The following is a 12,619-nucleotide window of genomic DNA, read 5'->3' on the forward strand; positions in this document are numbered from 1 at the left end:
GGAGGCAAAAAAACATGAAAGTTGGCTTTTTTACCGATACCTATTTTCCGCAAGTTAGCGGAGTTTCTACGTCAATCAAGACATTAAAAGATGAGCTTGAAAAAAATGGTCATGAAGTCTATATTTTCACTACAACAGATCCGAATGCGGATAAATTAGAAAAAGATGTTATTAGAATGCCCAGTGTTCCGTTTGTTTCTTTCAAAGATCGGCGAATCGTTGTGAGAGGCATGTGGTATGCTTATTTAGTTGCCAAGGAGTTGGAACTAGATTTGATCCATACGCATACTGAATTTGGAGCGGGAATTTTGGGGAAAATGGTAGCAAAAAGATTGAAAATTCCAGTTATTCATACATACCATACAATGTATGAAGATTATCTTCATTATATTGCAAATGGTAAAGTGATCAGACAGTCACACGTCAAATATTTTTCGCGTATTTTTGCTAACCATACGACAGGCGTTGTTTGTCCAAGCGAACGAGTGATCGATACATTGCGTGGGTATGGTGTAGTTGCACCTTTACGAGTGATTCCAACAGGGATTGATATCGAAAAATTTAAGCGAGCAGATATTACCGCTCAGGAGGTCAGCGCATTACGGTCGTCATTAGGATTAACTGATGACCAATTGATGGTGCTTTCGCTTAGTCGACTCTCTTATGAGAAAAACATTCAAGCAATTATTCAAGGCTTTCCAGAAGTCATTGCGTCTTATCCAAATGCGCGCTTAGTGATTGTGGGAAAAGGTCCTTATATGGAAGAATTACAGGATTTAATAGAAGAATTAGATTTACAAGAAGTCGTTCAGTTTACCGGTGAAGTCGATAACAATGCAGTGGCTCTTTATTATAAAGCAGCAGATTATTTTGTCAGTGCGTCCACCTCGGAAACACAAGGACTCACGTATACAGAAGCTATGGCTGCTGGTACACCGTGTGTGGTCGAAGGTAACGCTTATTTGAACCGCCTGTTCGATCACGCATCACTAGGGAAGACTTTTGAAACAGACGAAGATTTTGCACAAGCACTTATTCAATATATAATAGATGATATTCCTGGTGATGAAGCGGTTTTAGCTGCAAAACTTTATGAAATTTCATCTACGCATTTTGGTGAAGCCATGATTGAATTTTACCAAGACATGATTATTTATCATGAAGAAGAAATGCGTCGAAAAGAAGAAGAAGCTTCCATCGAGCGAATCAAAATTAAATTAAATTCATTTAAACGATAAATAAAGCAATTTATTCTTAACAAACCTTGATTCTAGCGTATACTAGAGTCAAGGTTTTTTTTAGGAGGTTAGAACATGAAACTCGGATTTATTGGAACAGGTGTGATGGGTAGTTCTATTGTTGAACACTTATTACGAGCGGGATATGAAGTGGTCGTTTATAATCGAACGAAAGCAAAAGCAGATCCTTTAGTGGCTAAGGGAGCTGTTTGGGCAGATACACCACAGTTAGTGGCTGAACAAGGTCAAGTGATTTTTACAATGGTTGGTTATCCAACGGATGTTGAGGAAATTTATTACGGACAAAATGGCATTTTTTCAGCAAATGTTTCAGAAAAAATTGTGGTTGATTTAACAACTAGTACACCAACTTTGGCAGAGAAAATTGCTCAGACAGCTTCTGAAAAGGGAGCAGCTGCATTAGATGCTCCCGTCTCAGGTGGCGATTTGGGGGCAAAAAATGCTACGTTAACAATTATGGTTGGTGGACGAGAAGATATTTATGAAAAAGTTTTGCCGATTTTTAGAGAGTTTGGCTCAACTTTCACGTTACATGGTGATGCAGGAAAAGGTCAGCATACAAAAATGGCTAACCAAATCATGATTGCTGGTACAATGACAGGTATGACCGAAATGTTAGCTTACGCAGAGAAAAATCAACTTGATTTGAAAAAAGTGATTGAAACGCTTTCTGGTGGTAGTGCAGCAAACTGGTCTTTGAGCAATTATGCACCACGTATTTTACGTGAAGACTATTCTCCTGGATTTTTTGTTAAACATTTTATCAAAGATTTAAAAATTGCTTTAGATGAAGCAGAAAATCAATCACTTGAATTACCTGCTACTAAACAAGCACTCATTTTGTACGAACAGTTGGCTGGTAAAGGGTTTGAAAACGATGGGACACAAGCGTTGATTAAACTTTGGTGGCCGAATGGAAATGTCCCAGAAAAAAAATCGTAAAAAACTTGTTTTTTTCGCGAAAATCAATGCAAGACAGCCATGACTTTGTTACAATATAACAGAAATAAGAAAAGGAGGACCTCCTATGACACATTCACAATTAGTCGCAATTATTAAACGACTGGAGGCTATGGTCGAATCAGCAGACAACGAGTTGCAAGTTCGTCGCTTTGAAAAAGAAGGCGTTGAAAAATGTACAGTAACTTATGATAAAGCAACTGCTACATTTGAATTAACTGAAACAGATACACATCAACAATACGAGTTTGATAATATTGATATCGTTGCGATGGAAATCTACGACTTAATCCAATAGTTTTGCTAATTTAGCGTAAGCTTGTACACAACATAAAAAGACCGGGATGATTGTTCATCTCGGTCTTTTTATGTTGTGCTTTTGAGTGGCTGCTAGATACTCATTGATTATTTATTTTCGGCTGTTCTTTGCTAATCTTACGCTGGTAGCTGAGCAAAATTTGAACAGGATCAACTTCCGCCTTTGTCAATTGTTGTTTTTTTGCTAAAGTATCACTTCCAGCGGTGAAACGAAAATCTGGCAGGATGTCACTAGCCAGTTTAGATGTCGTTATTAATTGACCGTAGGAAATCAAATAATATTTTGTTAGCTGTGGATTTGCCGCAACGGGTAAAGCCAAAGTAAGACGAGATGTCTGCAAAAATGTTTTTTGGTTTCTGATTTGTCGGATGAAGGAAGTCATTAGTTCAATCTCATTTTGAATATTACTTGCACGTTCGAAATTGAGAAGTTCAATAAAATGTTCTTGTCGTTGTTTAAGATAAGACAAAATTTTTTTATTTTTACCTTGTAGAAGTCCTTGGATTTCTCTTTTCTTTTGTTGAAAGGATAGTTGACTAATTGTTGGTAGCTGTGTTCGCAAAGCGAGCAAACTAATTTCTTTCAGCCAAGGCATTTGGTAAGTTTCTTCTAAAATACGTAAGATAGTAGGTATTTTTTTATAGGAACGAAAAGGACCAAAACTTTGAGAAGTGGGATCATCCGACAAAACAAAACCAGTGTCAGTTAATTGCAGATAATTATAATTAGTAAAATAGTTCATTTGTCGATTATAGATGGGATGATAGTGTTGAATTAGTTCGCATTCTAAGAGTAACGCATCTAGTTCAGTATCTACGACGACAAAATCAAAATCGACAATGGTATGTATCATTCTTAGTACCTTATTTGAATGTTGCTTGTTTTGTTGAAAGTAACTACTTACACGTTTTTTTAACTGTTTAGCTTTACCTACATAAATCACTGAACCGTGTTTATCTTTCATTAAATAAACGCCAGGAAGAAGAGGTAGATTTTTGACTTTTTCTTTAAGCATAATTACTCCTTTTGTCTTTCAATCAAAAAAACTATAACAAATTTGAAAAAAACAAACAAGAAAACTTCTTTTTTGGAAAATGAACAGAAGAAAAAGCTTTGATAATCAAAATATTTTTTTGAAATGTTTTTTTAATCTATCGTTGTTGAATATCTATTTTATCAATATTTGTAAATGAGTTTTTCCTTAAAATAAACTGAGAATCAAAAAAAATCACTGAATACGGTTGATTTTTGAAAAAAGTTAAGATATAGTTTGAACATCAAAAGATTTGATAATCAAACTAATTAGTGGATGGTGGAACATGGAACCAGATTTGAAAACAGTTAATGATTATCTCGTAAGTGTGTTCAATGATATCTTGACGATCGAAGAGTCTGAGTTGAAAAAATCACAATTCAACGATCTATCGATTACTGAGATGCATACAATCGAGGCAATCGGTATGTATAAGAAAAAAACAACTTCAGAAGTAGCAAAGGAGTTATCGATCACTGTTGGGACCTTGACCACTGCCATCAACAAATTAGTGAAAAAAGGGTATGTTGAGCGTATTCGCAGTGAAGATGATCGGCGTGTGGTGAAACTAGGCTTAACGAAAAAGGGTAAGCTATTATATCGCGTGCACCAACATTTTCATCGAGAGATGGTCAAAAATATTCTGGACGGAATGGGTGACCAAGAACAGCATGCTTTGTTAAATGCACTGAAAAACTTGCATGATTTCTTGCGAGAGTATAAGTGAGGAACGCTAATGGAACAATTTGGAACAATTATGGCAACTGCAAGTGCACTTCCTGAAAGAATCGTGACAAACGATGAACTTTCACAAATGATGGAGACATCAGACAAATGGATCAGTTCACGAACTGGGATTAGAGAAAGACGTTGTGTAACAAATCAAACAACATCAGATCTTTGTTTCCTAGTTGCGCAAAAATTACTAGAAAAGCAAAAAACGCAGCCAGAAGAATTAGATTTCATCGTAGTTGCTACGATTTCTCCCGATTATGCAATGCCTTCAGTGGCTGCACAAGTCCAAGGACGATTGGGAGCAACCAAAGCAATTGCTTTTGATTTGAGTGCTGCTTGTACTGGTTTTGTGTATGCGCTAAGTATTGCTGAAAAAATGATTCGCTGTGGCTCAAAAAAAGGGCTTGTGATTGGTGGAGAAACGTTGTCTAAGTTACTTGACTGGACAGACCGCTCGACAGCTGTATTATTCGGTGATGGAGCAGGTGGTGTGTTATTAGAAGCTGGCGCCACAAAAAAATTATTAGTGGAGCATCTAGCAACAGATGGCACAAGAGGTTCTTCATTAACAGCAGGATATCATAAAAATCAAAGTCCATTTTATTCTGAAAAGTCAGAAGGTTCTTACTACTTACAGATGGTTGGACGTGATATTTTTGACTTTGCAGTTCGTGATGTCGCGAAGAATCTAAAAGAAATAACGCAAGAAAATTCAGTTGATTATCTACTTTTGCATCAAGCAAATCAACGAATCATTGAGAAAATCGCTCGGAAAGTCAAAATTCCACAAGAGCAGTTTCTAGCAAATATGGACAAGTATGGTAATACTTCTGCTGCAAGTATTCCTATTTTATTAGATGAGGCAGTTTCCGCTGGGACGCTTCAATTAGGCAGTAATCAGAAAGTGGTATTTACAGGTTATGGCGGAGGTTTAACATGGGGAAGTATCCTCATGGAGCTATAAACTGATAAATGATAAAAATAAAACTATAAAATTGTAAACAATATCGGAGGAATATATCGTATGGTATTCGAAAAAATTCAAGAAATTATTGCAGAAGAATTAGGGAAAGAAACAGAAGAAATTAAATTAACGACAGATATTCAAGAAGATTTAGAAGCTGATAGCTTGGACTTATTCCAAATCATCAACGAAATCGAAGATGAATTTGATGTGAAAATTGAAACAGAAGATGGCATTAAAACTGTACAAGATTTAGTTACTTACGTTGAAAAACAAACTGCATAATCATGTAATAAGGTTGGGGGCTGGGACATTTCCGATATGAAATGTCTTGGCCTTTTTGAATAAATGGATACTTAATCGTCTATCCTAAATTATTGGAGAATATAATGAAGACAGCATTTTTATTTAGTGGGCAAGGCGCTCAATATCAAGGCATGGGTCAAGATTTATATCATGAACCTGTAGTAAAGCAAACATTTGATGAAGCAAGTCAAATTCTTGGTTATGACATGGCAGATTTGTGTTTTACTGAGAATCAGCAGCTAAATCAAACAACTTACACACAGCCGGCGATTTTAACGGTAAGTGTTGCCTATCATCGTTTATTACAAGAACAAGGAATCACTCCAGATGCGGCATTAGGGCTTAGCTTAGGAGAGTATTCCGCATTGGTTGCGAGTGAAGCGCTATCGTTTGAGGAAGCCGTGGCATTAGTGGCTAAACGCGGTGCTTATATGACGGAGGCGGCGCCAACCGGCAGCGGCAAAATGGTCGCTGTGATGAATACACCGATTGAAGTAATTGAAGATTGTTGCCAAGAAGCAAGTCAGTATGGGATTGTTTCACCTGCAAATTATAATACACCACAACAAATCGTTATTGGTGGAGAAGTAGTGGCTGTTGATGCGGCGACGGATTTGTTACAAGAACAAGGCGCTAAACGAATGATTCCGTTAAATGTTAGTGGACCCTTTCATACAGGCATTCTAGCGCCAGCAGCGCAAAAACTAGCGAAGGAATTAAAAACGATCTCGGTTAACGAACCAAAGATCCCAGTGATTAGTAATACCACCACTGAGATCATGACAAAAGAGACAATTCCAAACTTGTTAGAGCGTCAAGTGATGTCTCCTGTTCGCTTTTATGAAAGTATTGAAAAATTAAAATCATTGGGAATTGACCAAATGATTGAAGTCGGACCAGGGAAAGTCTTGAGTGGTTTTATGAAAAAAATCGATAAAACGATTCCTGTTTACCGTGTTGAGAATCAACAAACATTTGAAGAAACTTATCAACGATTATCAGGGAGGTAATTATGAACGTTAGAGGAAAAAACGTTTTTGTCACAGGAAGTACAAGAGGTATCGGGGAAGCAATCGCAATTGCGTTTGCTAAAGCGGGTGCCAATGTTGTCTTAAATGGTCGCAGCGCGATTTCTTCAGAGAAATTGGCTGAAATTTCAGCTTTAGGTGTTACCTGTATTGGGGTATCTGGTGATATCTCTGATTTTACTAAAGCAGGTGAGATGATCAAGGAAGCACAAGAGAAGCTGGGTTCTGTTGACATTTTGGTCAATAACGCCGGAATCACGAATGACAAATTATTACTTCGTATGGACGCTGAAGATTTCAAAAAATGTTTGGATATCAATTTGACTGGTACATTCAACATGACCCAACATGTTTTAAAACAAATGATGAAGAAACGTGAAGGTGCAATCATCAATTTGGCAAGTGTTTCTGGTTTAATCGGAAATGTCGGACAAGCAAACTATGCAGCTAGTAAAGCTGGAGTTGTTGGCTTAACAAAATCAGTTGCAAGAGAAGTAGCGACGCGTGGAATCACATGCAACGCCATTGCGCCGGGCTTTATTGCAACGGACATGACGGATGTTCTATCAGAAAAGGTGAAAGAACAAGTCACAAAACAAATTCCACTGCAACGCTTTGGTCATGTGGAAGATATTGCCAAAGCTGCAGTTTTCTTAGCAGAAAATGCGTACATCACAGGTCAAGTGATCAATGTTGATGGCGGTTTGGTCATGCACGGATAATAGAAAGGAAGATGATTGATGAATCGAGTAGTAATTACAGGCTATGGTGTTACTTCGCCAATCGGAAACGATGCCGATAGCTTTTTAGATAGTTTAAAAAACGGAACGAATGGAATTGCACCAATTACAAAATTTGATGCAACTGAAACAGGAATTACGTTAGCTGGTGAAGTAAAAGATTTCCCTTATGATAAATACTTTATTAAAAAAGACAGCAAACGTATGGACATGTTTTCGATTTATGGAATCTATGCCGCTCTTGAAGCGATTGAAATGAGTGGATTAGAAAAAGAAAAAATCAATCAAGACCGTTTCGGCGTTATCGTTGGCTCTGGAATTGGTGGTTTACCAACAATTGAAAATCAAGTAATTCGTTTGCATGAAAAAGGTGCTAAGCGCGTATCCCCAATGTTTGTTCCTATGTCGATCGCTAACATGGCTGCTGGAAATATTGCCTTACGAGTAGGCGCTAAGGGAATTTGTACATCAATCGTTACAGCTTGTGCTAGTGGAACAAACTCAATTGGTGAGGCTTACCGTAACATCAAACATGGATACTCAGACGTTATCTTAGCTGGCGGAACAGAAGCGACAATCTGTGAAATGGGAATCGCAGGTTTTGCTGCGTTGACTGCTTTATCAACTGCTACGGATCCAACACGTGGTTCCATTCCATTTGATGAAGAGCGTAATGGTTTTGTTATGGGAGAAGGCGCTGGAATCTTAGTGATCGAGTCCTTGGAACATGCAAAAGCACGTGGTGCAAAAATCTATGGTGAAATCGTTGGTTACGGTTCAAATTGTGATGCCTATCATATGACAGCACCAACACCAGACGGATCAGGCGCTTCAAAAGCAATGAAATTGGCAATGGACGAAGCAGGAATCCAGCCAGAAGAAGTGGGCTATATCAACGCCCACGGAACAAGTACACCCGCAAATGACCAAGCAGAAGCAAAAGCAATTCAGCTAGCACTTGGTGAAAACTTCCGAGAAACCTATGTTAGCAGCACGAAATCAATGACAGGTCATTTACTAGGCGCTGCAGGGGGAATCGAAGCATTAGCAACGTTGTTAGCGTTAGAGCACCAATTTATACCACCAACTATCAACGTAGTGAATCAAGATCCAGAGATTGATTTAACAGTCGTAAAAAATGACAGTAAACCTGCTGAAATTACTTATGCAATGAGTAACTCACTAGGTTTCGGTGGGCATAATGCGGTCCTTTGTATGAAACGCTGGGAGGAATAAGTTTGAATATCAGTGAAATTAAAGAATTAGTAACGCAATTTGATCAATCTTCTTTGACTGAATTTGATTTGCGCGAAGGTCAATTTGAACTTTATATGAATAAAAACAATACGAGTCGTGGAGCAGCAACAGCGCCTCAAACAATGGAAGCACCTGCAGTCCAATCTGTATCAGCTAAACCAGAAATCAAACCAGATGAACCGTTCAAGGAACAGTCTGTCGTAGCGGACACGAAGCAAGAAATTGAAGGTATCGAAGTAAAATCACCCATTGTTGGTGTTGTATATTTACAACCTTCACCGGACAAACCAGCTTACAAAAAAGTTGGTGACCAAGTAGTAAAAGGTGAAATCATCTGTATTATTGAAGCAATGAAACTAATGAATGAGATTACCAGTGAATTTGACGGAGAAATTGTTGAAATTCTGGTTGAAAATGAAGAAGTTGTTGAATTTGGTCAACCACTCGTTAAAATTCAGCCAAAATAAGAAAGAGGTAGAAGATGAATATTCAAGAAATCAAAGAAATCATTCCACATCGTTACCCAATGTTGCTGATTGATCGAGTGGAAGAAATGGTTGCAGGCGAAAGAGTTATCGCTAAGAAAAATGTCACAATCAATGAACCTTTTTTTCAAGGGCATTTTCCGGAAGAACCAGTTATGCCAGGTGTGCTGATTGTTGAAGCAATGGCACAAGCTGGAGCGGTTGCCTTATTGTCTTTAGAACAATTTAAAGGAAAGACAGCTTATTTTGGCGGATTGGATAAAGCAAAATTCCGTCGCAAAGTGACACCAGGAGATACTTTATATTTGGAAGTTGAAATTATCAAAGTAAAATCTTCCGCAGGAATCGGGAAGGGTGTCGCAAAAGTGGATGGCAAAAAAGTTGCCGAAGCTGAATTAACCTTTATGATTGGATAGGTGAAATATGTTTTCAAAAGTTTTGATAGCTAACCGCGGTGAAATTGCCGTGCGGATTATTCGTGCCTGTCGTGAATTAGGTATTCAAACCGTTGCTGTATATTCAGAAGCAGATGCTGACGCATTGCATACCCAATTAGCAGATGAAGCGATTTGCATTGGACCAGCGAAAGCTGTTGATTCTTATTTGAATGTTCAACAGGTTTTGAGTGCGGCAATCGTTACTAAGGCCGAAGCGATTCACCCAGGTTTTGGTTTTTTATCTGAAAATAGTCGTTTTGCATCAATGTGTGAAGAGTGCAATATTGTTTTTATTGGGCCTAAAAGTGAAACAATTGATGCAATGGGGAATAAGATTAATGCCCGTCGCTTGATGCAAGAAGCGAAAGTCCCGGTGATCCCGGGAAGCGAAGGTGTACTTTCTACTGTGGAAGAAGCTTTGTCTGTTGCGGATAAGATTGGTTACCCAGTTATGCTAAAGGCCGCTGCTGGTGGCGGTGGTAAAGGAATTCGGAAGGTAATGACCAAAGAAGACCTACCACAACACTTTGCTTCTGCGCAACAAGAAGCTGCTGCTGCGTTTGGAAATGACGAAATGTATTTGGAAAAAATTATTTATCCAGCAAGACACATTGAAGTTCAAATATTGGGTGATCATTATGGAAATGTCATTCATTTGGGTGAGCGTGATTGTTCGTTACAAAGAAATAATCAAAAAGTTCTTGAAGAATCACCATCTGTTGTGATTTCTGCTGCAAAACGTGCAGATTTAGGCGCTGCGGCTGTTCGTGCAGCGAAAGCTGTAAATTACGAAAATGCTGGAACCATTGAATTTCTGATGGATGAATCTGGTGCCTTTTACTTTATGGAAATGAATACGCGAATTCAAGTAGAACATCCAGTGACAGAAATGGTAACGAATGTTGACTTAGTGAAAAAGCAAATTGAAATCGCAGCAGGCGAACCATTGGGGTTAGAACAAAGCGACATCAAGTTTCAAGGTCATGCGATTGAATGTCGAATCAATGCAGAAAATCCAGCTTTTCATTTTGCCCCTTCACCTGGAACCATTGAAAACTTATTACTTCCTGCTGGAGGAATGGGTTTACGTGTCGATAGTGCAGTTTATTCAGGCTATAAAATACCTCCATACTATGATTCAATGATTGCTAAAGTCATTGTTCATGGCGATACACGCTTTGAGGCGTTGATGAAAATGCAACGTGCGTTAAGTGAAATCGTGACAGATGGTGTTGTGACAAATGCCGAATTTCAAATGGACTTGATTAGTCATCCAGCAGTGATTGCTGGTGATTACACGACGGCATTTTTACAAGAAGAATTTTTACCAAATTGGACACCTGAAACGGAGATTGGAGGCGAGTAGATGGCTCTGTTTAAGAAGAAAAAATATATTCGCATTAACCCAAATCGTGGAGCTCAGCCTACAAGTCCACCAACTGTTCCTGACAACATGTGGGCAAAGTGTCCGAATTGTAAACACATCATTTACACAAAAGATATTGGTGAAGAACGTGTTTGTCCGAACTGTGGTTACACGTTTCGTATCAGTGCTTGGCAACGATTAGCGTTAACGATTGATGAAAAAAGCTTTGAAGAATGGGATACTGAATTAGCAACAGAAGATCCTTTGAATTTTCCTGGGTACCAGGACAAAATCGAAGTGATGCAAGAAAAAACTGGATTGCATGAAGCCATTTTGACTGGTAAAGCAACGATCAATGACATTCCTTTGGCAATTGGCGTGATGGATTCAAACTTTATCATGGGAAGCATGGGAACGATTGTTGGCGAAAAAATAACTAGATTATTTGAACGGGCGTTAACAGCAAATTTACCTGTGGTCTTGTTTACTGCCTCTGGCGGTGCCAGAATGCAAGAAGGTATTTTTTCTTTAATGCAAATGGCAAAAATTTCCGCAGCGGTGAAACGTCACAGTAATGCAGGGCTTTTTTATCTAACGATTTTGACTGATCCAACAACTGGTGGTGTAACCGCTAGTTTTGCGATGGAGGGTGATGTGATTTTAGCTGAGCCGCAAAGCTTGATTGGTTTTGCTGGTCGTCGGGTAATTGAACAAACGATTAAACAGGAATTACCGGAAGATTTTCAAAAGGCAGAATTTTTGTTAGCCCATGGTTTTGTTGATCAGATCGTTCCACGAACAGAATTGAAGCAAACCATTCATCAGTTGCTTGAGTTGCATACACAGAAAGGTTGGTTGGATCATGAATAAAACAGCTCATGAGGTTGTTCAACTAGCTAGAGCAAAAGAACGTTGGACGAGTTTAGATTTTTTTGAAGAAATTTTTGATGGATTTCAGGAGTTTCATGGTGATCGTTTGTTTGGTGATGATGAAGCAATCGTTGGGGGGATTGCTCGTTTAGCTGGCAAACCAATCACAGTGATTGGCATCCAAAAGGGGCGAGATCTACAAGAAAATATCCAACGAAACTTCGGTTCACCACATCCAGAAGGGTACCGCAAAGCGTTGAGATTGATGAAACAGGCAGAAAAATTTAAACGTCCAGTCATCACGCTGATTAATACTGCTGGAGCTTATTGTGGGGTAGGAGCGGAAGAACGTGGCGAAGGTGAAGCAATCGCCAAAAATCTTTTAGAAATGTCTGATTTGAAAGTACCAGTTCTAGCAATCATCATTGGTGAAGGCGGCAGTGGTGGAGCGCTTGCTCTTGGTGTTGCTGATGAAGTTTGGATGCTTGAGCAAACGATTTATGCGATTCTTTCACCAGAAGGATTTGCATCTATTTTGTGGAAAGATGGAAGCCGAGCGGCTGAAGCGGCTGAGCTGATGAAAATCACTGCGCCTGAATTACATGAATTAGGAATTGTGGACAAGGTGATTCCAGAAACTTTTAATGGGGAACCACTTCCTTGGCCTAAAGTAGCACACATAATGAAAAAAGCAATAATTGAAAAGTTAACTGAATTATCGCAAACGGATGTAACTACTTTACTTGAAAACCGTTATGAAAGATTCCGTAAGTACTAAACGACTGATGATAAGAGGTTGGGATTTCTCCCAGCCTCTTTTTGTTGTATTGAAAAAAACAAAGCAATTTGTTTTTCTTTGC

General features: G+C 38.7%; 15 protein-coding genes. 14 read left to right on the forward strand and 1 reads right to left on the reverse strand.

Annotated elements, in window-relative coordinates:
* The first annotated feature begins 14 nt into the window (after positions 1-14).
* The 3 genes from DOK81_RS05395 to DOK81_RS05405 all read left to right on the forward strand — a co-directional run bounded on the left by DOK81_RS05395 (position 15) and on the right by DOK81_RS05405 (position 2,517).
* The gene (locus DOK81_RS05395) at positions 15-1,238 is read left to right on the forward strand and encodes a glycosyltransferase family 4 protein (protein WP_206909132.1); all 1,224 of its coding nucleotides are present in this window, start codon (positions 15-17) and stop codon (positions 1,236-1,238) included.
* A 75-nt stretch (positions 1,239-1,313) separates the two neighbouring features.
* A complete protein-coding gene (locus DOK81_RS05400; protein WP_206909134.1) occupies positions 1,314-2,201 on the forward strand; it encodes an NAD(P)-dependent oxidoreductase in 888 nt (295 codons plus the stop codon).
* Positions 2,202-2,286: 85 nt separating this feature from the next.
* On the forward strand, positions 2,287-2,517 hold the full coding sequence (locus DOK81_RS05405; protein WP_206899131.1) for a YkuJ family protein: 231 nt from the start codon (positions 2,287-2,289) through the stop codon (positions 2,515-2,517).
* 100 nt (positions 2,518-2,617) lie between these two features.
* On the opposite strand, the gene DOK81_RS05410 is transcribed toward DOK81_RS05405, so the two are convergent.
* A complete protein-coding gene (locus DOK81_RS05410) occupies positions 2,618-3,553 on the reverse strand; it encodes a GIY-YIG nuclease family protein (protein WP_206909136.1) in 936 nt (311 codons plus the stop codon).
* Positions 3,554-3,857: 304 nt separating this feature from the next.
* Between DOK81_RS05410 and DOK81_RS05415 the strand changes: the two genes are divergently transcribed.
* From DOK81_RS05415 to DOK81_RS05465, 11 genes are all read left to right on the forward strand, one after another.
* On the forward strand, positions 3,858-4,298 hold the full coding sequence (locus tag DOK81_RS05415; RefSeq protein ID WP_067480856.1) for a MarR family transcriptional regulator: 441 nt from the start codon (positions 3,858-3,860) through the stop codon (positions 4,296-4,298).
* Between the two features lie 9 nt (positions 4,299-4,307).
* Positions 4,308-5,270, forward strand: a complete 963-nt coding sequence (locus DOK81_RS05420) for a beta-ketoacyl-ACP synthase III (RefSeq protein ID WP_206909138.1) — start codon at positions 4,308-4,310, stop codon at positions 5,268-5,270.
* Between the two features lie 60 nt (positions 5,271-5,330).
* Complete coding sequence (locus DOK81_RS05425; protein WP_002287614.1) at positions 5,331-5,555, forward strand: acyl carrier protein; 225 nt, start codon at positions 5,331-5,333, stop codon at positions 5,553-5,555.
* A gap of 104 nt (positions 5,556-5,659) precedes the next feature.
* Positions 5,660-6,586, forward strand: coding sequence for an ACP S-malonyltransferase (gene fabD / locus DOK81_RS05430; RefSeq protein WP_206909140.1), 927 nt, complete (start codon positions 5,660-5,662; stop codon positions 6,584-6,586).
* A gap of 2 nt (positions 6,587-6,588) precedes the next feature.
* Positions 6,589-7,326, forward strand: coding sequence for a 3-oxoacyl-[acyl-carrier-protein] reductase (gene fabG / locus DOK81_RS05435; protein WP_206909142.1), 738 nt, complete (start codon positions 6,589-6,591; stop codon positions 7,324-7,326).
* Between the two features lie 18 nt (positions 7,327-7,344).
* Positions 7,345-8,580, forward strand: coding sequence for a beta-ketoacyl-ACP synthase II (fabF, locus tag DOK81_RS05440; protein ID WP_206909144.1), 1,236 nt, complete (start codon positions 7,345-7,347; stop codon positions 8,578-8,580).
* Between the two features lie 2 nt (positions 8,581-8,582).
* A complete protein-coding gene (accB, locus tag DOK81_RS05445; RefSeq protein WP_206909147.1) occupies positions 8,583-9,068 on the forward strand; it encodes an acetyl-CoA carboxylase biotin carboxyl carrier protein in 486 nt (161 codons plus the stop codon).
* 14 nt (positions 9,069-9,082) lie between these two features.
* Positions 9,083-9,502 carry a 3-hydroxyacyl-ACP dehydratase FabZ gene (gene fabZ / locus DOK81_RS05450; protein WP_206899138.1) on the forward strand — a complete coding sequence of 140 codons (420 nt, stop codon included), beginning with the start codon at positions 9,083-9,085 and terminating at the stop codon, positions 9,500-9,502.
* A 7-nt stretch (positions 9,503-9,509) separates the two neighbouring features.
* Entirely contained in the window at positions 9,510-10,889 is a 1,380-nt protein-coding gene (locus DOK81_RS05455; RefSeq protein WP_206909149.1) for an acetyl-CoA carboxylase biotin carboxylase subunit, read from the forward strand.
* Positions 10,890-11,759 carry an acetyl-CoA carboxylase, carboxyltransferase subunit beta gene (gene accD, locus DOK81_RS05460; protein ID WP_206909151.1) on the forward strand — a complete coding sequence of 290 codons (870 nt, stop codon included), beginning with the start codon at positions 10,890-10,892 and terminating at the stop codon, positions 11,757-11,759.
* On the forward strand, positions 11,752-12,537 hold the full coding sequence (locus DOK81_RS05465) for an acetyl-CoA carboxylase carboxyl transferase subunit alpha (protein WP_206909153.1): 786 nt from the start codon (positions 11,752-11,754) through the stop codon (positions 12,535-12,537). Before accD ends, DOK81_RS05465 begins: the two co-directional genes overlap by 8 nt.
* The last annotated feature ends 82 nt before the right edge of the window (positions 12,538-12,619 follow it).

It is taken from the genome of Enterococcus sp. DIV0660C (assembly GCF_017316125.1).
GTDB lineage: Bacteria > Bacillota > Bacilli > Lactobacillales > Enterococcaceae > Enterococcus_B.

Coding starts and splice junctions, on each gene's coding strand:
- accD (WP_206909151.1), top strand. CDS start 10,890: ATGGCTCTGTTTAAGAAGAAAAAATATATTCGCATTAACCCAAATCGT.
- fabZ (WP_206899138.1), top strand. CDS start 9,083: ATGAATATTCAAGAAATCAAAGAAATCATTCCACATCGTTACCCAATG.
- DOK81_RS05400 (WP_206909134.1), top strand. CDS start 1,314: ATGAAACTCGGATTTATTGGAACAGGTGTGATGGGTAGTTCTATTGTT.
- fabF (WP_206909144.1), top strand. CDS start 7,345: ATGAATCGAGTAGTAATTACAGGCTATGGTGTTACTTCGCCAATCGGA.
- DOK81_RS05410 (WP_206909136.1), bottom strand. CDS start 3,553: ATGCTTAAAGAAAAAGTCAAAAATCTACCTCTTCTTCCTGGCGTTTAT.
- fabD (WP_206909140.1), top strand. CDS start 5,660: ATGAAGACAGCATTTTTATTTAGTGGGCAAGGCGCTCAATATCAAGGC.
- DOK81_RS05395 (WP_206909132.1), top strand. CDS start 15: ATGAAAGTTGGCTTTTTTACCGATACCTATTTTCCGCAAGTTAGCGGA.
- fabG (WP_206909142.1), top strand. CDS start 6,589: ATGAACGTTAGAGGAAAAAACGTTTTTGTCACAGGAAGTACAAGAGGT.
- DOK81_RS05465 (WP_206909153.1), top strand. CDS start 11,752: ATGAATAAAACAGCTCATGAGGTTGTTCAACTAGCTAGAGCAAAAGAA.
- DOK81_RS05425 (WP_002287614.1), top strand. CDS start 5,331: ATGGTATTCGAAAAAATTCAAGAAATTATTGCAGAAGAATTAGGGAAA.
- DOK81_RS05420 (WP_206909138.1), top strand. CDS start 4,308: ATGGAACAATTTGGAACAATTATGGCAACTGCAAGTGCACTTCCTGAA.
- DOK81_RS05405 (WP_206899131.1), top strand. CDS start 2,287: ATGACACATTCACAATTAGTCGCAATTATTAAACGACTGGAGGCTATG.
- DOK81_RS05415 (WP_067480856.1), top strand. CDS start 3,858: ATGGAACCAGATTTGAAAACAGTTAATGATTATCTCGTAAGTGTGTTC.
- DOK81_RS05455 (WP_206909149.1), top strand. CDS start 9,510: ATGTTTTCAAAAGTTTTGATAGCTAACCGCGGTGAAATTGCCGTGCGG.